We start from the raw sequence: 20,428 nt of genomic DNA on the forward strand, positions 1-20,428 counted from the left end.
GACGACGAAAATTCTTCCGCTTTTCCACAAATAGACCATCAAGTTTTTCTGAATCGGACCGTATTACCGGTAGCGAATGCCGGCCGGCATCCGGTTCGTGATCGTTTGTCATCATTGTTTGCATCCGGTTACACGTCGGCCGTTCCGTTTTTGAGATGCTTGAAAGATTGTCAAACCGGAGTCGGATCGTCCATGAAAACGCGCGAGATTCACCGCAACGCGGCGTGGTTGCCAGGCTTGGCAGCTGTGCTCGTCATGGCCGGTTGTGCAAGCACGCAGTCCGTCCCGCCGAGCGATACGCTGGCGGGCTCGTCGTCGAGCCAGCCGGCTTCCGCGCCGTCGGCGGCCCCGTCCGCCACAATGCCGCCCGCACCGATTCTCGTTGCGCAGAAGTACGTCGTGAAGCGCGGCGACACGCTGACGGGCATCGCGTCCGCGAACGACTGCAGCGTGGCCGACCTGCGCACCTGGAACAAGCTGCCCGGGAACGGCAGGCTGCGGATGGGGCAGGTGCTGCGCATCGTCAAGCAGCAGCCGCTGCCGCCGGCGGGCGCGGCCGGGACGCAAACGGCCGCGGGCAATGGGGCCGCTGGTGGTCAGGCAACTTCACAGGCGAGCACGTCGAATGCGAGCGACCGCCAGGTCGTCAAGGAAACGAAACGGCATGCGGGCGGTGTCGCGCTCAAGTGGCCGGCGAGCGGCAAGATCGTCGACGGGTTCCGGCCGGGGCAGAACCGCGGCATCCAGATCGCCGGCCGGCCGGGCGACCCGGTGCGCGCCGCGGCCGACGGCCGCGTGATGTACGCGGGCACCGGCCTGAACGATTACGGCAGCCTGATCATCGTCCAGCACAACGCCGATTTCCTGACCGCGTATGCGCACAACCGCAAGCTGCTCGTGAAAACGGGCGACATCGTGCGCCAGGGAGACGAGATCGCCGAGATGGGCGACCTCGACAACTCGCGCGTCGCGCTGCTGTTCGAGGTCCGGCGCGACGGCAAGCCGGTGAATCCGATGCCGTACCTGCCTTCGTCGCAAGGGTGACGCAGGGCCGTTTTGCTGGAACGTGGCGGCGGTCGCTGCTACGCTAGGGTCTGTTCATGCACGTCCCGCGCACTGCGGGGCCGACGGGCGTCTTTCGGGGATGCGCGGCGAATGCCGTTGCGGGCCGGCCGTCGGCGTGAACGGGCGCGCTTCGCCGAGGCGTGCCCGCGTTGCTTCGTGCCACCGTTTCCGACAGAACGCACTTCATACATGGAACACTCTCCGACACGCCGCTCGCTGTTGCTTGCCGCCGTTGCCGCGCCGTTCGTCGCCGCGTGCACCTCCGCGCCGGTCGCCGACCAGGGGCGCGCCCACACTGCCCAGGCCGAACTGGCCGCACTCGAAAAAGCATCGAACGGCCGCCTCGGCGTCGCCGCGCTCGACACGTCGAACGGCGTGCGCATCGCCCACCACGCGCGCGAGCGCTTCCCGCTGTGCGGCACGTATGCGGTCATGGCCGCCGCCGCGATGCTCGCGCGCGGTTCGCTCGATGCCTCGCTGCTGCCGCGCCGCATCCTGTATCGCCGCTATGAAGTCGTGTCGGGCTCGCCGATCACCGAAAGCCACGTCGACACGGGCATGACGATCGCGCAGCTGTGCGAGGCGATGCTGCAGGCGGGCGACAAGGGCGCGGGCAACCTGTTGATGGGCGTGCTCGGCGGCCCGCAGGCCGTCACGTCGTTCGCGCGCGAGAGCGGCGACACGACGTTCCGCCTCGACCACTGGGAGCCGGAACTGAACAAGGCCGCGCCCGACGACGAACGCGACACGTCGACGCCCGTCGCGATGGTCGACACGCTGCAGCGGCTGCTGCTCGGCAATGCGCTGCAAGCGCCGCAGCGCACGCAACTGACGGAATGGATGGCCGGCGGCGCGCGCGGCGCGACCGGCATCGCGGCGAGCGTGCCGCCGGGCTGGCGCGTCGCGGAAAAAGCCGGCACGGGCGGCTACGGCACGACGACCGACGTCGCGGTGCTGTGGCCGCCGTCGCGTGCGCCGATCGTGATGGCCGTGTCGTTCACGCAGCAGCAGGCCGATGCCGCGGCGCGCGCGGACGTCGTCGCGTCGGCGGCGCGCATCGCGGCGGGCGCGCTGACTGCGACGGCCTGACGGGCCGGCGTCTCGCGCAACGCGGGCGTTTGGCTTATCGTGTCGGTCTGCGCGCGCCGGCGTCGGCGCGCGGTTCTTCCGCGCCGTTTTTCCGTTTCCCGTTCGCCATGCACCGACTTCCGCCCCTGCACGCGCTGCAGATCTTCTCGACGGTGGCCCGCCACCGCAGCTTCACGCGCGCGGCCGAGCAGCTGTGCATCACGCAGGGCGCGGTGAGCCGGCAGATCCAGACGCTCGAGGCGCACTATGGCTTTCCGCTGTTCAAGCGGCATGCGAAGGGGCTCACGCTGACGGCGGAGGGCGAGCAGTTGCTGCCGGTCGTCAACGAGAGCTTCGCGCGGATCGAGGACATCTCGATGAAGCTCACGCGGCAGCGCACCGATCTCGCGCTGAAGGTGCCCACCTGCGTGATGCGCTGGATGCTGCCGCGCATCATGCGCTTCCAGGGCGAGCATCCCGATCTCCATGTGCAGATCACGACCGCGTGGCAGCACGTCGTCGATTTCTCGACCGAGCCGTTCGATGCGGCGGTCGTCTACGGCACGTCGCCGGGCCCCGGCGTGTTCGCACTGCCGCTGTTCGACGAGCGGCTGACGCCCGTATGCGCGCCCGAGCTGCGACAGGCGTCGCCGCTCGATGCGGTCGGCGATCTCGCGCGCCATACGCTGCTGCATCCGACCCGCGACCATCGCGACTGGCGCGCGTGGCTCGACCATGCGGGCGAGCGCAGCGTCGATCCCGCACGCGGGCCGACGTTCGACACGCTCGATCTCGCGACGAACGCGGCGATGCAGGGTTTCGGCGTCGCGATCGGCGATGTGACGCTCGTCGACGACGACGTCAGCGCACACCGGCTCGAACGGCCGTTCGACATCGTGCTCGAAACCGGCGCGCGCTACTTCTTCGTGTATCCCGAGACCATCGGCAGCCAGCAGAAGATCCGCGCGTTCAGCGACTGGATCGCGCGCCATCGCGACTGACGCGCGGCGGCTCCGGCAGCGGGTTTCTACTGGTAGGTCACGACGGCGATCATCGGCGCGTGCGCGTTGCCCGGACGGTCAGGTAAAACGATTGCGCGCGAGGCCTGCGTAAAGGTCGTGGTCTTGATCGTGCGCTGGCTTGCCGCGTCGACGAACGCGACTTGTCCGCTGGCAGGCCGCGGGCAGTCGGGGCGCACGTGCGCGTGGGCGGCATCGGCCGTATCGAGCGCGAACGAGCAGGGCGGCTCGACGATCATGCCGGTGAAGTGGATGATGCCGGACGCGCCGGCGGCGAATGAAGAGGACGAGGCCAGAAGCGAGGCAGCCAGGGCAAACGAGGCGGCAAACGAACGATGCTTCATGACAGGCTCCAGAGAGGAAGCGCGTCGCAGCGAGGCCGCTCGAATGGCAGTCCGTCAACGCTGCGGTGCTGTATGCGTAAACGGCAAGTTCATCGAACCTCTTGAGTGAGAAACCGGAAATAACGACGCTGAGCAAACGACGCCGTGTTCCTTCAATCAATTTATCTCAAAATTGTGCGGCCGCAAGTCGGGGTATTGCCGGTGACGTAAACTCGAGGGAAGCGCGTCAATGGACGCGGGATTCGCAGGTAAATCGTTGAGGGCTCAACGAATCGACCATCCGGTGAATGACGATGCGCCAAAAGAAAACGGCCGCTCGTGTGTAACGAGCGGCCGTTTGCGTCGGAGCGCGGTCTGCGGTGTTCAGCCCGCGCGCTTGCGGATCGCACCCACGACGACGAGCAGCACGATCGCGCCGATGATCGACGCGATCCACCCCGCGCCCTGGCCCGGCGCATACCAGCCGGCCGCGCGGCCGACGTAGCCGGCGACCAGCGAGCCGACGACGCCGAGCACGATGGTCATCAGGATGCCCATCTTGTCGTCGCCGGGCTTGAGCGCGCGGGCGAGGAGGCCGACGATGAGCCCGACGACCAGGGTTTCGATGAATTGCAGCATTAACGCCTCCCTATGGCTGTTGTGCTGTTGACGAAAGGAAGTTGACCCGTGCGACGCACAAGGGTTCCATGCGGCGGCACAGCCGGCGCATGGCGTGCCGAGTATCGCATGCCGGCGCGTCGCGCAGATGTCAGGCGGCCGGCACACCGGCCACCGGATCGAGACGGCGATAGCCCTCGGTCGCATTCAGCAGCGTGCGCGTGTAGTCGCGTGCAACCAGCCCGGCACGTACGTCCTCGATCCGCAACTGCTCGACGATCTCGCCGTGCTGCATCACGGCGACGCGCTGGCACAGGAAGCCGATCACCGCGAGGTTGTGGCTCACGAGGATCATCGTCAGCTTGTGTTCGTGATGCAGGCGGCGCAGCAGGTTCAGGATTTCGGCCTGCACCGACACGTCGAGCGCGGACGTCGGCTCGTCGAGCAGCAGCACGCACGGCTCGACGATCAACGCACGTGCGATCGCCACGCGCTGCCGCTGGCCGCCCGACAACTGGTGCGGATAGCGGAAGCGGAACGCGGGGCCGAGGCCGACCTCGGACAGCGCGCGGGCGATGCGTGCATCGGCGTCGCCGATCGCATGGATCGACAGCGGCTCGCGCAGCGTCTGGTCGACCGTGAAGCGCGGATGCAGCGATGCGTACGGATCCTGGAACACCATCTGCACGTGGCGGCGGAACGCGCGATCGGGCGTGCCGCCGACCGGCCGGCCGTCGATCGACAGGCTGCCGGACGCGAGCGGCACGAGGCCCGTCAGCGCGCGCAGCAGCGTCGACTTGCCGGAACCCGATTCGCCGACGAGCCCGAACACTTCGCCGTCGCGCACCGCGAAGCTCGCGTCGCGCACGGCGTCGACGTGACCCGTGCGGGTCGGGAATCGGATCGATGCATGATCGACGTCGATCATCGTGCGGCCTCCTGTCGGTCGGCGGGCTCGAGCCACGCCGGATCGCGGCGCAGCACCGGCAGTTCGTCGGGCGGGTTCGCGAGCGGCGGGTTCGCCGCGAGCAGCCCGCGCGTATAGGGGTGAGAAGCGTTGCGCAGGTCGCGCGCGGCGCAGGTTTCGACCACGCGGCCCGCATACATCACCGCGACGCGGTCGCAGAACGACATCACGAGCGGCAGGTCGTGGCTGATGAACATCAGGCCCGTGCCATGCCGCGCGATCATCGCGTCGAGCACCGCGAGCACCTGCATCGACACGGCGACGTCGAGCGCGGACGTCGGTTCGTCGGCGATCAAGAGGCGCGGGCCGGTCGACACCATCATCGCGATCATCACGCGCTGGCCCATGCCGCCCGACAGTTCGTGCGGATACGCATCGGCGACGCGCGCCGGGTCGCGGATCTGCACGGCCGCGAGCGCATCGACGATCCGTTCGCGCAGCGCGCGGCCGCGCAGGCCGGGCTCGTGCAAGCGGAACGCTTCGCCCATCTGCTTCGCGACCGTCATCACCGGGTTCAGCGAATACTTCGGATCCTGCAGGATCATGCCCATCTGGCTGCCGCACAGCCGCCGGCGCTCGCGCGACGACATCGCGAGCAGGTCGTGGCCCGCGAAGCGCATCGTGCGCGCCGACCAGCGTGCGGCGTCGGGCAGCAGGCCGAGCAGCGCGCGGCCCGTCAGCGACTTGCCGGAGCCCGATTCGCCGACGATGCCGAGCCGTTCGCCCGGCGCGAGCGTCAGCGACAGGTCGCGCACGGCGTCGGTGACGACGCCGTCATGGCCGCGAAAGCCGATCTTCAGCCCGTCGATCTCGCAGAGCGGCGCGGGCGCGGTGGCGGAATGCGTCGGCATGTCACGCTCCATGACGGGGATCGAAGACGTCGCGCAACCCGTCGCCGAGCAGGTTGAACGCGAGGCTCACGAGCAGGATCGCGATGCCGGGCAGCGTCGCGACCCACCATGCGTCGAGCAGCACGTTGCGGCCCGATGCGACCATGAAGCCCCATTCGGGGCTCGGCGGTTGCGCGCCGAGGCCGAGAAAGCCGAGGCCCGCGACGGTCAGGATGATGCCGGCCATGTCGAGCGTCGCGCGCACGATCACCGACGACATGCACAGCGGCATGATGTAGCGCAGCAGGATGCGCGGGCCCGACGCGCCCTGCAGCCGCGCGGCGTGGATGTAGTCGGCCTGCGCGATGCGGATCGTCTCCGCGCGCGCGAGCCGCGCATACGCGGGCCACGCGGTGATCGAGATCGCGACGACCGCGTTGATCACGCCGGGCCCGAGCGCGGCCGCGAACGCGAGCGCGAGCACGATCTTCGGGAACGCAAGCGCGATGTCGGTGATGCGCATCAGCACGCTGTCGACGAAGCCGCCGCAATAGCCGGCCGTCGTGCCGATCAGGAGGCCGATCGGCACGACGATCACGACGACGAGCAGCGCGATGCCGAGCGTCAGGCGCGACCCGTCGATCAGCCGCGAAAGGATGTCGCGGCCGAGCTGGTCGGTGCCGAACCAGTGCGACGGCGAGCCGGGCGGCAGCAGCCGGTCGGACAGCACCTGGCGCAGCGGGTCGTGCGGCATGATCAGCGGGCCGACGATCGCGACGACGATCAGCGCGACGAGGATCGCGAGCCCGAACAGGTTGAGCGGATTCGTGGCGAACCGGCGCCAGCGCCGGTACGCGAGGCCGAATGCGGCCTGCGAGCGCGACGCGGGCGCATCGGACAGCAGCCACGCGCGCAGCGTGAGGCGCTCGGCATTCATGATTGGACGACCTTCGGCATGGACGATGAAAGAAGCGGGGTGGAAGCGGTCATGTCCGGGCGGCCCTCAGCGCGCACGCGGATCGAACACGCGATACAGCGCGTCGGTCAGCAGGTTGACGGTGATGAACATCGCGCCGATCACGAGCGTCGCGCCGAGCACCGCGTTCATGTCGGCGTTCAGCAGCGCGCCGGTCAGGTACGAGCCGAGCCCCGGCCACGCGAACACGATCTCGGTCAGCACCGAGCCTTCGAGCAGGTTGCTGTAGGTGAGCGCGATCACGGTCAGCAGCGGCACCGCGATGTTGCCGAACGCATGCCGCCAGATCACGCGCCGCTCGGACAAGCCCTTCGCGCGTGCGGTGACGATGTATTCCTGGCTCAGCTGGTCGAGCATGAACGAGCGCGTCATGCGGCTCAGGTAGGCCACGGAGTAGTAGCCGAGGATCGCGGCCGGCAGCGCGATGTGCGACACCGCGTTGCGGAACACGTCCCACTCGCCGGCGAGCGCTGCGTCGATCAGCAGGCTGCCCGTGCGCGGGTCGACCATCCCGTCGTACACGGGATCGAGCCGGCCGGGGCCGCCGACCCAGTGCAGCCGCGCGTAGAACAGCAGCAGCCCCATCAGCCCGAGCCAGAACACGGGCACCGAATTGCCGATCAGACCGACGAAGCGCGCGATGTGGTCGATCGGGCGGTTGTGCTTCACCGCGGCCGCGACCCCGAGCGGCACGCCGATCGCGATGCCGATCAGCGTCGCGATCGTCGCGAGTTCGAGCGTCGCCGGGAACACGCGCCTGATGTCGTCGAGTACCGGGTTCGCGGTCAGCAGCGACACGCCGAGATTGCCGTGCAGCACGTCGCGCACATAGATCGCGAATTGCGTGACGAGCGGCTTGTCGAGCCCGAGCGCGAGGCGTTCGGCCGCGTACGCGTCGGCCGACGCGCGATCGCCGAGGATCGCGAGCACGGGATCGATCGGCACCTTGCGGCCGATCACGAACGTCAGCGCGAGCAGCCCCGCGAACGTGACGGCGAGCGTGAGCGCCCAGCGCAGCACGCGCAGTGCCCAGCGCACGGCCGGGCGCCGCGCAGGCAGCGTGCGCAGTGCTTCGAGGGAGGAGGCGGGAGTCGACATGCGGTGAATCTTATTGCTTCTTCAGGTTGCGGTACGACACGAGATCGTTGATCGGCCCGACTTCGAGCCCGCTCACGCCGGGCCGCGTCGCGACCTGCGCGACTTTCTCGAACATGATCACGAACGGCGAGCGCGCGAGCACTTCCTTCTGCATCGCCTGGTACAGCTGCGCGCGTTTCGCGGCGGTCGGCTCCGCGAGCGCGGTGTCGGTTTCCTTCGTCAGTTGCGGGATGTCCCAGCTGTTGCGCCAGGCCAGCATTTTATAGCTCGACTTGTCGGAGTTGTCGGGATTCCATGCGAAACCCTGCGCGTTGCTGTGCGGATCGATGTAGTCGGCCGACCATTCGCCGATGTAGATATCGTGCTGGCGCGCGCGGTATTTCGCGAGCGTCTGCTTGTTGTCGCCGGGGATCAGCTGCACCTTGATGCCGGCCTGCGCGAAGTTGGCCTGCACGGCCTGTGCGATTTCCGTGTACGGATAGTCGTTGCGCACGTCCATCGTCACCGCAAAGCCGTTCGGCACGCCGGCCTTCGCGAGCAGCGCCTTCGCTTTCGCGACGTCGAGCTTGTACGGGTTCGTGTTCAGCGTGCCGAGGAAGCCTTCGGGCAGGAAGGTCTGGTGCACCTTGTAGGTCGTCTTCACGACGTTGCCCTGGATGCCCGCATAGTCGACGAGCCATTTCAGCGCTTCCTGCACGTCGGGTTTCGCGAGCGTCGGGTTCTTCGTGTTCAGGCCGAGATACAGCAGCGTCGCTTGCGGCGAAGCCGATACCTTCGCCTTGCCGGATTTCACGACCGACGCCAGATCGTCGGGGCTCAGGTCGCGTGCCGCGTCGACGTCGCCGTTTTCCAGCAGCAGGCGCTGGCTCGCGGCCTCGGGCACGTGGCGCAGCACGATGCGCTTCATCGCGAGCGGCAGCCGGTAGCCGTCGAAGCGCTGCAGCACGATGCTGTCGCCGGCCGCCCACTTGACCAGCTTGTACGCGCCGGAGCCGGCTTCGTTGGTTTTCAGCCACGCATTGCCGAAGTCGCTGCCTTGCTGATGCGACAGCAGCAGCTTCTTGTCCAGCACCGACGCGGGCCACGAGCCGAGCACGTTCAGCACGAAGGTCGGCGCGTACTTGCGGTCGGTCGTGACCGACACCGTCTGGTCGTCGAGTTTCTTCACGTTCGCCGCGACGTTCGCCTTGGTGAGGCCGATGCCCGTCAGCACGGCGGCCGGCCCCTTGTCGAGCAGCACCGCGCGCTGGATCGACCACGCGACGTCGTCGGCCGTCAGCGGATTACCCGAGTGGAACTTGAGGCCGGCGCGCAGCTTGAACGTATAGGTCAGGCCGTCGGCGCTCACCATCCACGACTGCGCGACGTCGCCGTTGAATTTCGACGGATCGCGCAGGTCGACGCGCACGAGCCGGTCGTACGTGTTCGCGGTGTATTCCTCCGGCACCAGCTCGTAGATCTCGCCCGGGTCGAGCGTCGTGAATTCGTCGAGCAGCGTCGCCATCACGAACATGTCCTTCGGCGTTTCCGCATGGGCGACGGAAAGCGGGGCGACGGCGAGAACGGACGCCGCGGCCAGTGCCGCGACGAGCCGGGAGGTCGGGGATTTCATGGGCGCTTCTCCATCTGTCGTTTGAGTCGTTGAACGTGAACGTGCATGAAAAAGAGGGCGTGCGGCGTCGTCACATCAGCCGCCACGGGCCGCTCGCCGCATTGTCGATCTGCGGCAACGCGTGCGAGCCGGGCAGTTCGTAGTGCCACCATTCGCTGTCGATGTGCGCGAAGCCGGCCGCATGCATCACGCCGAGCAGCAGCAGCCGGTTGCGTTGCACGGTTTCGGGCAGCCCCGCATGGAAGTGGCCCGACGCGGCGACCATCTCGTCGAAGCCCGTGCCCATGTCGAGCGGTGCGCCGTCCGCGCCGACGAGCGTCAGGTCGAGCGCGGTGCCGCGGCTGTGATTCGAGCCGCGGCCGAGATCGGCGATGAAGTTCGGGTCGGGCAGGAAATCCCACAGCGCCTGCTGCGCCTGCGGCGGCCGGTATGCGTCGTAGATGCGCAGCGTGAATCCGGCTTGCGCCGCGATGCCGACCGCGCGGCGCAATGCGGCTTCGGCCGGCGCCAGCAGCAGGCAGTGCGCGCGGCGATAGATCGGCTTGCCGGTCAGGTTGCGGTCGGTCGCATAGACGAGATCGATGTCGACGCGATGCGTGGCGGGCGTGATTTCGACGAGGCGGTGATCGTTCATCGGCAGGGCGGGCTCGCTCAGGATTCGAATTGGTCGAACGTGCGCTGCAGTTCGCGGTTGCGTGCGACACGCCGGTCGATCGCGGGGCCGAGGCGGTCGACCACGGCCGTGATCAGCAGGTTGAACAGGCAGGTGAGCGGCGCGAGCGAATCCCAGAACTGGCCGACGTCGGTCTTCACCTGCAGCAGGTCGGCCGGCCAGTCGCGCGCCCACGGGCACGACAGATCGGTGACCAGCGCGAACGGCTGGCCGCGCTCGGCGGCCGCCTGGCAATAGCGGCGTGCGCTGCGCGAATACGCACGCGTATCGGTGACGATGCAATACGGCCGCTCGAATTCGGAGTTCAGCGAATCGACGTACGAGCCCGACTGGCCGTCGGAATAGAACACGCGCGGGCGCAGGTATTCGAGGTAGCTGCTGAATGCGTTGCTGATCCCGCGCGTCGACTGGATGCCGAGGATGAATACCGCGTCGGCCTGCGCGATCCGGTCGGCGACCTGCGCGAACACGGGGCCTTCGGCGAGGCGGTACACGTGCCGGATCGCGTCGAGCTCGCGTTCGAGCGACGACGCGAGCGTGCCGTCGCTGCCGCTGCCGTCGGCCGGTGGTGTGCCGGCGACGCGGCGGTATTCGTCGAGCCGGTCGGTGATCATCCACGGACGATCGCCGCCGCCGCGCAGCTCCCGTTTCAGGTCGTCGAGATTGCGATAGCCGACGCTGCGCAGGAAGCGCCCGACCGAGATGCCGCTGGTGCCGGCCTGCTGCGCGATCTGGTCGGCCGTCTCGAGCCCGAGCCGGTCGAGGTTCGCGAGCATGTAGCTCGCGATGCGCTTGGCGGTCGGCGTCAGCTCGGCATAGCGGGATTCGACGGTGCGGGCGAATGCGCAGGTCATCGGCTGTTAGATATTTGTCGTCTGGTGATTCGATGTCATCCATCTAACAAAGCCAAAATCAATCGCGCCAGCGGATAAAAACTATGATGAGGGGATAGGTGATAGGGTCGAGCGCGCGCTGGGTGACATGAGCAGGGGTGCGAGCCGGGCGGCGGATTATTCCTGACAGACATATTTTGCGTTTATGCCTGTCAGGAATATTTGACCTGGCAGCAGGTGGATGGCATGACCACCACGCCCGGTTGCATTTCCACCTTCACTTGACTCGCCGATTCACCTGCATCCAGCACCACACAGCGTCTCGATAATTACAAAATTAAAGCCGATCAGTTTAAATCATTAATTCAGGTTAATAATTCATTTAATTTTTATCTGAATTTGTATTTAACTTGCGTCACGGGATGTTCGATTTTCGATAATCGGAAAAGCGGCATATGTTCCGTAATGGAAATTCTCTCAATTGCAGAAATGAAGAGGAAATCGTGACGAATCTTTCTCGACGCAAAATGCTGGCGGGTACGGCCGGCGCCATTGCTGCCGCGGGTATCGCGGTATCGGCCAAGGCCGCCTCGTTCGGCAATCCGGATCGGCCGCCGGAAGGCGCGGTGAATGCGCTCAACCGCCAGAGCCTGACCGACCCGGGCCCGAAAAACCCGGCCATTGCAAACCAGTTTCCATCCTTTCAGGATCCGCCGGCCACCGATATCAACGGGATGCCGTTATTCTGGGCTTCATTCAATAATGCCCATAAGCGCATTCAAAATGGCGGATGGGCGCGCGAAGTCACGCAGGACGATTTTGCGATTTCCGAAACCATTTCCGGCGTCAACATGCGCCTGACGCGCGGCGGCATTCGCGAAATGCACTGGCACCAGCAGGCCGAATGGGCAATCATGCTCGACGGCCGCTGCCGGATCACGGTGCTCGACGAACTCGGGCGGCCGTCGGTGCAGGACGTCAAGACCGGCGATCTCTGGTATTTCCCGCCCGGCCTGCCGCATTCGCTGCAGGGCCTCGGCACCGACGGCGCCGAATTCCTGCTCGCGTTCGATAACGGCCGCGCATCGGAATTCAACACGTTGCTGTTGACCGACTGGATCGCGCATACGCCGCCCGACGTGCTTGCGCTGAACTTCGGCGTGCCGGCCGATGCGTTCAGGAATGTTCCGCTCGACAACCTGTGGATCTTCCAGGGCGACGAACCGGGGCCGCTCGCGGACGCGCAGCGGGCGTCGGCTTCGTCGACCGGGGCGCCGCCGCATCCGTTCATTTTTTCGCTCGGCGACATGAAGCCGGCCAGGAAGACGCGCGGCGGCGAAGTGCGGATCGCGGACAGCACCAACTTCAACGTGTCGACGACCGTCGCGGCCGCGCTCGTCACCGTGCACCCGGGCGGCATGCGCGAGCTGCACTGGCACCCGAACGCGGACGAGTGTCAATACTACCTGCAGGGCGAAGCGCGGATGACCGTGTTCGACACGGGCCCGAAGGCGCAGACGGCCGACTTCCGCGCGGGCGACGTCGGCTACGTGAAGAAGAGCCTCGGGCACTACGTGCAGAACACCGGCAAGACCGACCTCGTGTTCCTCGAGATCTTCAAGACCGACCGCTATGCGGAGGTGTCGCTGTCCGACTGGCTCGCGCATACGCCGCCGAAGCTCGTCGAAGCGCATCTGAACGTCGCGCCCGACATGATCGCGCAGTTTCCGCGCAATCGTCCCGACGTCGTGCCGCTGTAACGCGGTCTTCGCTCCAGGCCGAAGCCGGCAGGCGGCATGCCGGCCTCGGCGCGCGCTCCCGAATCGGTCTTCCTCATTCGAACGGAAACTTCACCATGCTTCCCGTCCCGAGCAAACCTGCCGGCGGCCTTGTGCTGCCGGGCCTGTCCCCCGAGCGCATCGACGGCGCGACGCGTGGCGCGCTGGAAGGGCGCCGCACCGGCGCCGCCGCGCTGCTGCCGTTCGTCGGCCCCGCCGTGATCGCGTCGATCGGCTACATGGATCCCGGCAACTTCGCGACCAACATCCAGGCCGGTGCCGCATACGGCTACCGGCTGCTGTGGGTCGTGCTGGCCGCGAACGCGATCGCGATGCTGTTCCAGGCGATGTCCGCGAAGCTCGGCATCGTCACCGGCCGCAACCTCGCCGAGCTGTGCCGCGAGCGTTTTCCCGCAACGGTCGTGTGGGCCATGTGGGCGGCATCGGAGATCGCCGCGATGGCGACCGATCTCGCCGAATTCCTTGGCGGCGCGCTCGCGTTCGGCTTGTTGTGCCACCTGTCGCTGTTCGCCGGGATGATCGCGACGGGGCTGGCGACCTGCGCGATCCTCGCGCTGGAGAAGCGCGGCTTCCGGCCGCTGGAGGCCGCGATCGCGGCGCTGGTCGGCGTGATCGGCGCGTGCTATCTCGGCGAACTGCTGATCGCGCCGCAGGACTGGCACGCGGCCGCGTTCCATCTGGTCGTCCCGCAGATCCCGGATCACGCGGCGCTGACGATTGCGGTCGGGATCATCGGCGCGACGATCATGCCGCACACGCTGTACCTGCATTCGGGCCTGACACAGGATCGCACCGCGCCGCGCGACGACTCGGAGCGGCGGCGGCTCGTGCGGTTCTCGAACCGCGAGGTTGTCGTCGCGCTCGGGCTGGCCGGGTTCGTGAATCTCGCGATGGTGATGATGGCGTCGTCGGCGTTCCACGTGAGCGCGCCGGGCATGACCGACATCGGCGACGCGTACCACACGCTGATCCCGGTGCTCGGGCCGGCGGCCGGCGCGCTGTTCCTCGTCGCGCTGCTGACGTCGGGCGTGTCGAGCTCGGTGGTCGGCACGATGGCCGGGCAGGTCGTGATGCAGGGCTTCATCCGTCGCCGCATGTCGGTCTGGGTGCGGCGCGCGGTGACGATCGTGCCCGCGTTCGCGGTGGTCGCGCTCGGCTGCGACGTCACGCGCGCGATGGTCGCGAGCCAGGTCGTGCTGAGTTTCGTGCTGCCGATGCCGATGATCGCGCTGCTGATGCTGTCGGCGCGCGCGGACGTGATGGGCGCTTACGCGATGCGGATGCCGCTGCGGATCGTCGCCGGGGCCGCGACGGTCGTGATCGTCGGATTGAATGCGTACCTGGTGTGGGCGGCGCTCGCCTGACCGGCGGCGGGCAGGCCGCCTACTGCTGCATGTCCGGCGCTTCGCGCAGCCGCCAGATCGCGTTGCACTGCTGGCCGCCGAGGCTCGTCGCGCGCAGCGTGATGACGGCGCCGGCCGCGACCTGGTGCCAGAAATGCGCCATCAGCTCGGTGCCCTTGCGCTGCACGTGCCCGTCGACCAGCACTTCGCACAGCAACGGCGACGGCGAACCGGACGGATGCGTGACGTAGACGTTCAGCCGCGCGATGTCGCGCGTCGCGGTGAACACGACTTCGTGGTTGCCGCTGCCGACGAGCATCGTGCCGCCCGGTTCGTCGAGCGCCTGCAGGTACGCGCCTGCGCTGCCCTCGATCGCGGCGGACGAAACGGTCAGCCCGGCCGATTGCACGTAGTCCGCCGCGGCGATGCGCGCGGCGACCACATCGGCCGGCACCGGCGTGCCGTCCGACAGCGCGAACGGCGAGCCGTCGCGCAGCGCGGCGTCGGTGTGGTTCGCGTAGTAGCGCCAGCGGTCGAGGAAGCGGATGTCGCCGGTCATGTGCAGCGCGCGGATCGGCTCGCCCTGATACCGGAGCGTCGTCGTGCCGCTGCTGGCGTCGAACGATTCGTGGATGCCGTACTTGCTGACGAAGTTCTGGACCGGATCGAGCAGCGCCGTTTCGCCCTGTGCGCTCCACAGATGCAGGAACGTCGTATCGATGCCGAAGCATTCCTGGAAATCGGTGCCGACACGCGCGATGCAGTCGCGCAGGTGGTCCGCGTAGCGTGCCCAGGCGTTAGCGGTCCCGGCCACGAGCCCGGCCTGCAGCGCACCGCCGTGGCGTGCGGTGACATCGTCGACGACGAGCCGCCAGTGATGGTCGCGCCGCTCGCCGATCAGCGGTGTGACGACGAACGTGCAGAACAGCGGGTCGGGGCACACGTGGATCCGGTCGTCGCCGATCTGCGAGAACAGGTCGAACTGCGGCGCGCAGAACCAGATGTCGGCGTCGTACAGCGCGAGCTTGCGAATCTGCGGGTGGCGTGCGCAATACGCGGCCGCCTCGATGAAGCGGCCGACCGGCAGCGCATACGCGCCCGACGCGTCGATCACGTCGACCGACTGGCTCGCGAGGATCTGCCGCTTGCGTTCGGACAGCCCGTAGCCGATCACCGCGATCCGGCCGTCGTAGCCGGTCTGCCGCAGCGACAGCAGGAACGGCACGAGCATTTCGTACCATGCGCGGTTGTTGTCGTTGATCGCCACGCAGACCGCGTGCTCGCTCGGATGCATGTTGTTTCCCCGTTACGTGTGCCCGGCGCGGTATCCGCGCGGCGCCGGCCATTGTAGATCGCGGCCGCCGCACGGCACAGCGTCGGCGCGGCGGCACGTGGCGATTACCCGCGCGCCGGCATGGCAGGGCGCGCGGGGCGGCGCGATTACTTCGCGAGCGTGCGGTATGACACGAGGTCGTTGATCGGCCCGATTTCCGGCCCGGTCGCGCCGGGGCGCGTCGCGACCTGCACGACCTTCTCGAACATGATGATGAACGGCGAATTCGCGAGCACGGCCTTCTGCAGCGCTTCGTAACGCTGCGCGCGCTTGGCGGGCGACGGCTCGACGAGCGCGGCCTCGGTGTCCTTCGTCAGTTGCGGAATGTCCCAGCTGTTGCGCCACGCGAGCATCTTCGTCGGCGACTGATCCGAGTTGTCCGGATTCCATGCGAAGCCGCGCGCGTTGCTGTTCGGGTCCATGTAGTCGGGCGACCATTCGCCGATGAAGATGTCGTGCTGGCGCGCGCGGTACTTGCCGATCGCCTGCTTCGCATCGCCGGGGATCAGCTTCACGCGGATGCCGCCCTGCGCGAAGTTAGCCTGCAGCGCCTGCGCGATCTCGAGGTACGGATAGTCGTTCGGCATGTCCATCGTCACGTCGAAGCCGTTCGGCAAGCCGGCCTTCGCGAGCAGCGCCTTCGCCTTCGCGACGTCCTGCTTGTACGGCCGTGCGTTCGACGTGCCGAGAAAGCCTTCGGGCAGGAAGGTCTGGTGCACCTTGTAGGTCGTGCTGACGATGTTGCGCTGGATGCCGTCGTAGTCGACCAGCCATTTCATCGCCTGCTGCACCTCGGGCTTCGCGAGGTTCGGGTTCTTCGTGTTCAGGCTCAGGTACAGCAGCGCGGACACCGGCCACGACGCGACCTTGATCTTGCCGGCCTTCGTCAGCGCGGCGAGGCTGTCGGGGCTCAGGTTGCGAGCGGCATCGGCGTCGCCGTTCTCCAGCAGCAACCGCTGCGCGGACGCTTCGGGCACGTGGCGCAGCACGACGCGCTTCATCGGGTACGGTGCGCGGTATTTCTCGAAGCGCTGCAGCACGATGGTCTCGTTCGGCGTCCACTTGACGAGCTGGTACGGGCCCGAGCCCGCGTCGTTGGTCCGCAGCCAGCCGCTGCCGAAATCGTTGCCTTGCTGATGCGACAGCAGCAGCTTCCTGTCGAACACCGACGCCGGGCAGGCGCTCAGCACGTTGAGCACGAAGCTCGGCGCGTACTTGCGGTCGGTTTCGAGCACGATGGTCTGCGGATCGACCACGCGCACCTTCTGCATCACGTTCGCCTTCGTAAGGCCGAGATCGGCGAGCACGCCGGCCGGCCCCTTGTCGAGCAGGATGGTGCGCTGCAGCGACCACGCGACGTCGTCGGCGGTTACCGGGTTGCCGGAATGGAACGTGAGACCGGGGCGCAGCTTGAACGTGTAGGTCGTGCCGTCGGCGCCGACCGTCCACGATTGCGCGATCTGCCCGTCGAAGCGCGTCGGGTCCTTCAGGTCGACGCGCACCAGCCGCTCGTAGGTGTTCGCGACATATTCGGACGGCACCAGCTCGTAGATCCCGCTCGGGTCGAGGGTCGTGAATTCGCCGAGTTGCGTGGCGACGACGAAGATGCCGGGCGGCGTGGCAGCCTGCGCCGGCAGCGCCGGAACAAGCGCGACGAGCGCGGCGCTGACGAACAGCCGGGACAGCAGGTGCTTCATGCGGGCTCCGTTGAAAGGGAATCGTGGGTGCGATTCTCTCATCGACGGCCGCCCCGATGAAAATATTCGGCGTACGCGCCGGCGGGGTGGCGCGTAGCCGCGAGCCGGGCGGGCGCCCGGCATCGGCAGGTTCGGATCAGATCGCGCAGCGCGCGACCGCGAAGCGCATCGCTTCCTCGGCCGGTTCGTTGCCGGAGCCGCGCACGACCTTGATGACCGAGCCGTTGCCCGATGGCGTCAGCGTGACGAAGTACGAATTCGAGCCGACGGAGATGTCGGTCACGCCGTTGCGCTGCGATTGCTCGGTGCCCGACAGGCGGCTGTCGAGGCAGTTCGCGATCGCGTAGGCCGGACGTTGCGACGACACGTAGATCATCGGTGCGGCACCCGACGAGGCCGAGTCGGACGAGGGAGCGGAACCGCAGGCGGCGAGCAGGGCGGCGGGAAGGAGCAGCAGGAATCGTTTCATGGTCGGTCGTCGAGTGTCTCGTATCGAGGCTGGGGCGCGGGGTAGGCGAAACGCGAAGCTTCGCGACGAAACCGCCCGGAATCGGGCCGTTTTTGACGGACGACGATGCGACAGGCGGCTGACGACGGAGTATACCCGCAGCATTTGACGCCGTCGGCGCGTTGAAACGATTCGATACAACAAGCCGACACAACAAGCACCCGCTGCCGCATCGCGGCAGCGGGCGTTTCAGGTAATGGCGAATGGACGCTTGCCGGTGTTGTCGGTGTTATTGGCCGATCTTGTGGCTGACCGCATTTTCCTGCTGGTTCAGCACGTGCTTTTCGCTCTTCGTGATGTGGCCGTGATCCTGCGCGGCCATGTCCCGCTCTTCCTGGCGGATCTTCCGGTCGTCGCGGTGCAGGCGCGCGGCCTGGGCGTGCGACATTTCGCCTTCCTTCACTTCGTGATGGATGCGGCGATTCTGGTTCGCGAGGCGCTGGTTGACCTCTTCGCGGCGCGGATGCGCGTTTTGCCACGGCGTGTCGGCGAACGCGGTGCCGGTCAGCACCGACATCAGGGTGGCGGCAATCGCGATTTGGCGGGTGAGGGCTCGCATGGTGTTTTCTCCTGTCGTTGCGCTCCGGAATCGTGGGCGCATGACGAAAAAACGCGATACGGGCACCGGCTGTTGACGTTTCGGCCTGTATCGATTGCAAGTGTTTATTACGTCTGCCGCGGCGCGGGGCGCGCGCCGCAGCGGGTACGGATCAATGCGCGCCGGCCGCCGCCGCGTCGGCATCGCTGCCCCCCGAGCGAACCGGCTTCGTGATCCAGATGAGCGGGATGATCGCGATGAAGATGATCGCCGACACGTAGAAGATGTCGTTCAACCCCATCACGGCCGCCTGCGAGTCGACCGATGCGTTGAAGAACGCGAGCGCCGAATCGGGGCTCAGGTGCAACAGCGAACGCGTCGCGTCGACCTGCTGCGTGAAGACCGGATTGGTGACGCTCGCCTGTTCGGTGAGCCGCACGTGATGCAGGATCGTGCGGTCGTTCCACGCGTTGCTGATCAGCGACGTGCCCACCGCGCCGCAGAATGTCCGACCGAAATTCGACAGGCCGGCCGCGGCCGGGATCTTCTCGGGCGGCAGGCCGGACAGGATGATCGACGTCAGCGGCACGAAGAACATCGCCATCGGAATGCCCTGCAGCAGCGTCGGCAGCACGAGGTCCCAGCGCGACACGTCGGTATAGAACGTCGTGCGCATCATGAACACGACCGCGAAGCCGACGAACGCGAGCGTCGCGATATAGCGCGGGTCGGTGCGCGGCAGCAGGCGCCCCATGACCGGCGTGAGCAGGATCGCGAACACCCCGAGCGGCGCGGTGGCGAGCCCCGAATCGACCGCGCGGTAGCCGAGATAGCCCTGCATCCATTGCGGCAGCAGCACGAGCGTGCCGAAGAACATCCCGTACGCGACCGAGATCGCGATCGTGCCGCCCGCGAAATTGCGCTGCGTGAAGAGCCGCAAGTCGACGATCGGGTTGGCTTCATGCAGCTCCCACACGAGGAAGAATGCGAAGCCGATCAGCGCGACGATGCCGAGCGCGACGACGACGGGCGAGTTGAACCAGTCGAGATCCTTGCCCTTGTCGAGCATGATCTGCAGCGACGCGACCCACAGCACGAGCAGCAGCAGGCCGACGGTATCGATCGGCATGCGTTTCGTGGCCGATTCGCGGTCGCGGAACACGATCCACGTGACGGCTGCCGCGAAGAAGCCCACCGGGATGTTGATGTAGAAGATCCACGACCAGTTGTAGTCGTAGGTGATCCAGCCGCCGAGCGAGGGCCCCGCGATCGGGCCGACGAGCGCCGTCATCGACCACAGCGCGAGCGCGCTCGACGATTTCTGCCGCGGCCATGCGCCGAGCAGCAGCGCCTGCGACAGCGGCGCGAGCGGCCCCGCGACGGCGCCCTGCAGGATCCGCGCGGCGAGCAGCGTCGGCAGGTTCGGCGCGATCCCGCACAGCCACGACGCGAACACGAACAGCAGGATCGACGTGACGAACAGGCGCACCTGGCCGAAGCGCTGCGTGAGCCAGCCGGTCAGCGGAATCGACACCGCGTTCGCGGCCGCGAAGATCGTGATCACCCACGTGCCTTCGTCGACCGACACGCCGAGGTCGCCCGAGATCGTCGGGATCGCGACGTTTGCGATCGACGAGTCGAGCACGTTCATGAACATGGCGAGCGATACCGCGATCGTGCCGATCGCGAGCTTGCCGCCCGACAGCGGCGCCTGGGGGGACGGAGATGACATGGTGTTCCTGCGTGATGAAAGGGGCCGGGCGGCGCGCGCCGGCAGTCGCGCACGCACGCGCGCGACGCCTGCGCGGACGGGCCGCGAAGCGGACGAACACGCCCTGCGCGCGGGCGGCCCGGAAAACGGGGCCGTCCGCGCGCAGCATGCGGTTCAGGCGTTCGATCGGATCGGCGAAGCCGTGGCGGGCTTCGGGACGCGGGCAGGCCGGTCAGGAGGGCGCGACGCGCGTGACGCGTCGGCGGGCAGCGGGCACGTGGCTGCCGTAGCGTGTGTGGTGATTTGGCATGGGCACAGGCTAACGATGCGGCGCACGGCGATCAACGCTCGCGCGCTCATTAATTCCTTTCGTGCGCCGCAATAATGCCGCCGATGGGCATCGATGGCCGGTCACAC

General features: G+C 67.3%; 20 protein-coding genes. 6 read left to right on the forward strand and 14 right to left on the reverse strand.

Going from position 1 to position 20,428, the window contains the following annotated elements; all coding sequences use genetic code 11:
• The first annotated feature begins 192 nt into the window (after nucleotides 1-192).
• The 3 genes from DIE03_RS01865 (at nucleotide 193) to DIE03_RS01875 (ending at nucleotide 3,134) form a co-directional block, all read left to right on the forward strand.
• A complete protein-coding gene (locus DIE03_RS01865) occupies nucleotides 193-1,044 on the forward strand; it encodes a peptidoglycan DD-metalloendopeptidase family protein (protein ID WP_124446903.1) in 852 nt (283 codons plus the stop codon).
• 210 nt (nucleotides 1,045-1,254) lie between these two features.
• Nucleotides 1,255-2,154 carry a class A beta-lactamase gene (gene bla, locus DIE03_RS01870; RefSeq protein WP_124446905.1) on the forward strand — a complete coding sequence of 300 codons (900 nt, stop codon included), beginning with the start codon at nucleotides 1,255-1,257 and terminating at the stop codon, nucleotides 2,152-2,154.
• A gap of 107 nt (nucleotides 2,155-2,261) precedes the next feature.
• Nucleotides 2,262-3,134 (forward strand): LysR substrate-binding domain-containing protein, encoded by an 873-nt coding sequence (locus DIE03_RS01875; protein WP_124446907.1) that lies wholly within the window; start codon nucleotides 2,262-2,264, stop codon nucleotides 3,132-3,134.
• A 26-nt stretch (nucleotides 3,135-3,160) separates the two neighbouring features.
• Here the strand turns inward: DIE03_RS01875 and DIE03_RS01880 are convergent, their stop codons facing one another.
• From DIE03_RS01880 to sapR, 9 genes are all read right to left on the reverse strand, one after another.
• Nucleotides 3,161-3,496: a type 1 fimbrial protein gene (locus tag DIE03_RS01880; RefSeq protein ID WP_124446909.1), complete on the reverse strand. Its 336-nt coding sequence runs from the start codon at nucleotides 3,494-3,496 to the stop codon at nucleotides 3,161-3,163.
• Nucleotides 3,497-3,859: 363 nt separating this feature from the next.
• Nucleotides 3,860-4,114, reverse strand: coding sequence for a GlsB/YeaQ/YmgE family stress response membrane protein (locus tag DIE03_RS01885; RefSeq protein WP_124446911.1), 255 nt, complete (start codon nucleotides 4,112-4,114; stop codon nucleotides 3,860-3,862).
• Nucleotides 4,115-4,244: 130 nt separating this feature from the next.
• Nucleotides 4,245-5,021: an ABC transporter ATP-binding protein gene (locus tag DIE03_RS01890; RefSeq protein ID WP_124446913.1), complete on the reverse strand. Its 777-nt coding sequence runs from the start codon at nucleotides 5,019-5,021 to the stop codon at nucleotides 4,245-4,247.
• Nucleotides 5,018-5,911, reverse strand: a complete 894-nt coding sequence (locus tag DIE03_RS01895; RefSeq protein WP_124446915.1) for an ABC transporter ATP-binding protein — start codon at nucleotides 5,909-5,911, stop codon at nucleotides 5,018-5,020. Before DIE03_RS01895 ends, DIE03_RS01890 begins: the two co-directional genes overlap by 4 nt.
• 1 nt (nucleotide 5,912) lies before the next feature.
• Nucleotides 5,913-6,827 (reverse strand): nickel transporter permease, encoded by a 915-nt coding sequence (gene nikC, locus DIE03_RS01900; RefSeq protein ID WP_124446917.1) that lies wholly within the window; start codon nucleotides 6,825-6,827, stop codon nucleotides 5,913-5,915.
• A 66-nt stretch (nucleotides 6,828-6,893) separates the two neighbouring features.
• Nucleotides 6,894-7,964, reverse strand: coding sequence for an ABC transporter permease (locus tag DIE03_RS01905; protein ID WP_124446919.1), 1,071 nt, complete (start codon nucleotides 7,962-7,964; stop codon nucleotides 6,894-6,896).
• 10 nt (nucleotides 7,965-7,974) lie between these two features.
• Nucleotides 7,975-9,576: an ABC transporter substrate-binding protein gene (locus tag DIE03_RS01910; protein WP_124446921.1), complete on the reverse strand. Its 1,602-nt coding sequence runs from the start codon at nucleotides 9,574-9,576 to the stop codon at nucleotides 7,975-7,977.
• Between the two features lie 70 nt (nucleotides 9,577-9,646).
• Nucleotides 9,647-10,210, reverse strand: a complete 564-nt coding sequence (gene ddpX / locus DIE03_RS01915) for a D-alanyl-D-alanine dipeptidase (RefSeq protein WP_185658076.1) — start codon at nucleotides 10,208-10,210, stop codon at nucleotides 9,647-9,649.
• A gap of 17 nt (nucleotides 10,211-10,227) precedes the next feature.
• Nucleotides 10,228-11,103, reverse strand: a complete 876-nt coding sequence (gene sapR, locus DIE03_RS01920) for a sap1 transcriptional regulator SapR (protein ID WP_124446923.1) — start codon at nucleotides 11,101-11,103, stop codon at nucleotides 10,228-10,230.
• Nucleotides 11,104-11,585: 482 nt separating this feature from the next.
• On the opposite strand from sapR, the gene DIE03_RS01925 reads away from it, so the two are divergent.
• Nucleotides 11,586-12,842: an oxalate decarboxylase family bicupin gene (locus DIE03_RS01925; RefSeq protein WP_185658077.1), complete on the forward strand. Its 1,257-nt coding sequence runs from the start codon at nucleotides 11,586-11,588 to the stop codon at nucleotides 12,840-12,842.
• Between the two features lie 95 nt (nucleotides 12,843-12,937).
• Nucleotides 12,938-14,245, forward strand: a complete 1,308-nt coding sequence (locus DIE03_RS01930) for an Nramp family divalent metal transporter (protein ID WP_124446926.1) — start codon at nucleotides 12,938-12,940, stop codon at nucleotides 14,243-14,245.
• A 19-nt stretch (nucleotides 14,246-14,264) separates the two neighbouring features.
• Here the strand turns inward: DIE03_RS01930 and DIE03_RS01935 are convergent, their stop codons facing one another.
• The 5 genes from DIE03_RS01935 to DIE03_RS01960 form a co-directional block, all read right to left on the reverse strand.
• Complete coding sequence (locus tag DIE03_RS01935; RefSeq protein ID WP_124446928.1) at nucleotides 14,265-15,518, reverse strand: hypothetical protein; 1,254 nt, start codon at nucleotides 15,516-15,518, stop codon at nucleotides 14,265-14,267.
• A gap of 146 nt (nucleotides 15,519-15,664) precedes the next feature.
• Nucleotides 15,665-17,254 (reverse strand): ABC transporter substrate-binding protein, encoded by a 1,590-nt coding sequence (locus tag DIE03_RS01940; RefSeq protein WP_124446930.1) that lies wholly within the window; start codon nucleotides 17,252-17,254, stop codon nucleotides 15,665-15,667.
• A gap of 136 nt (nucleotides 17,255-17,390) precedes the next feature.
• Nucleotides 17,391-17,723 carry a sugar ABC transporter ATPase gene (locus tag DIE03_RS01945; protein WP_124446932.1) on the reverse strand — a complete coding sequence of 111 codons (333 nt, stop codon included), beginning with the start codon at nucleotides 17,721-17,723 and terminating at the stop codon, nucleotides 17,391-17,393.
• Nucleotides 17,724-17,991: 268 nt separating this feature from the next.
• The gene (locus DIE03_RS01955; RefSeq protein ID WP_124446934.1) at nucleotides 17,992-18,321 is read right to left on the reverse strand and encodes a hypothetical protein; all 330 of its coding nucleotides are present in this window, start codon (nucleotides 18,319-18,321) and stop codon (nucleotides 17,992-17,994) included.
• A 151-nt stretch (nucleotides 18,322-18,472) separates the two neighbouring features.
• Nucleotides 18,473-20,032 (reverse strand): DHA2 family efflux MFS transporter permease subunit, encoded by a 1,560-nt coding sequence (locus DIE03_RS01960; RefSeq protein ID WP_124446936.1) that lies wholly within the window; start codon nucleotides 20,030-20,032, stop codon nucleotides 18,473-18,475.
• Here DIE03_RS01960 and DIE03_RS01965 point away from each other — a divergent pair.
• Nucleotides 20,031-20,396 carry a hypothetical protein gene (locus tag DIE03_RS01965; protein WP_124446938.1) on the forward strand — a complete coding sequence of 122 codons (366 nt, stop codon included), beginning with the start codon at nucleotides 20,031-20,033 and terminating at the stop codon, nucleotides 20,394-20,396. The two genes, DIE03_RS01960 and DIE03_RS01965, sit on opposite strands and share 2 nt — an antisense overlap.
• The last annotated feature ends 32 nt before the right edge of the window (nucleotides 20,397-20,428 follow it).

It is taken from the genome of Burkholderia sp. Bp8992 (assembly GCF_003853705.1).
In the GTDB taxonomy this organism is placed as follows: domain Bacteria; phylum Pseudomonadota; class Gammaproteobacteria; order Burkholderiales; family Burkholderiaceae; genus Burkholderia.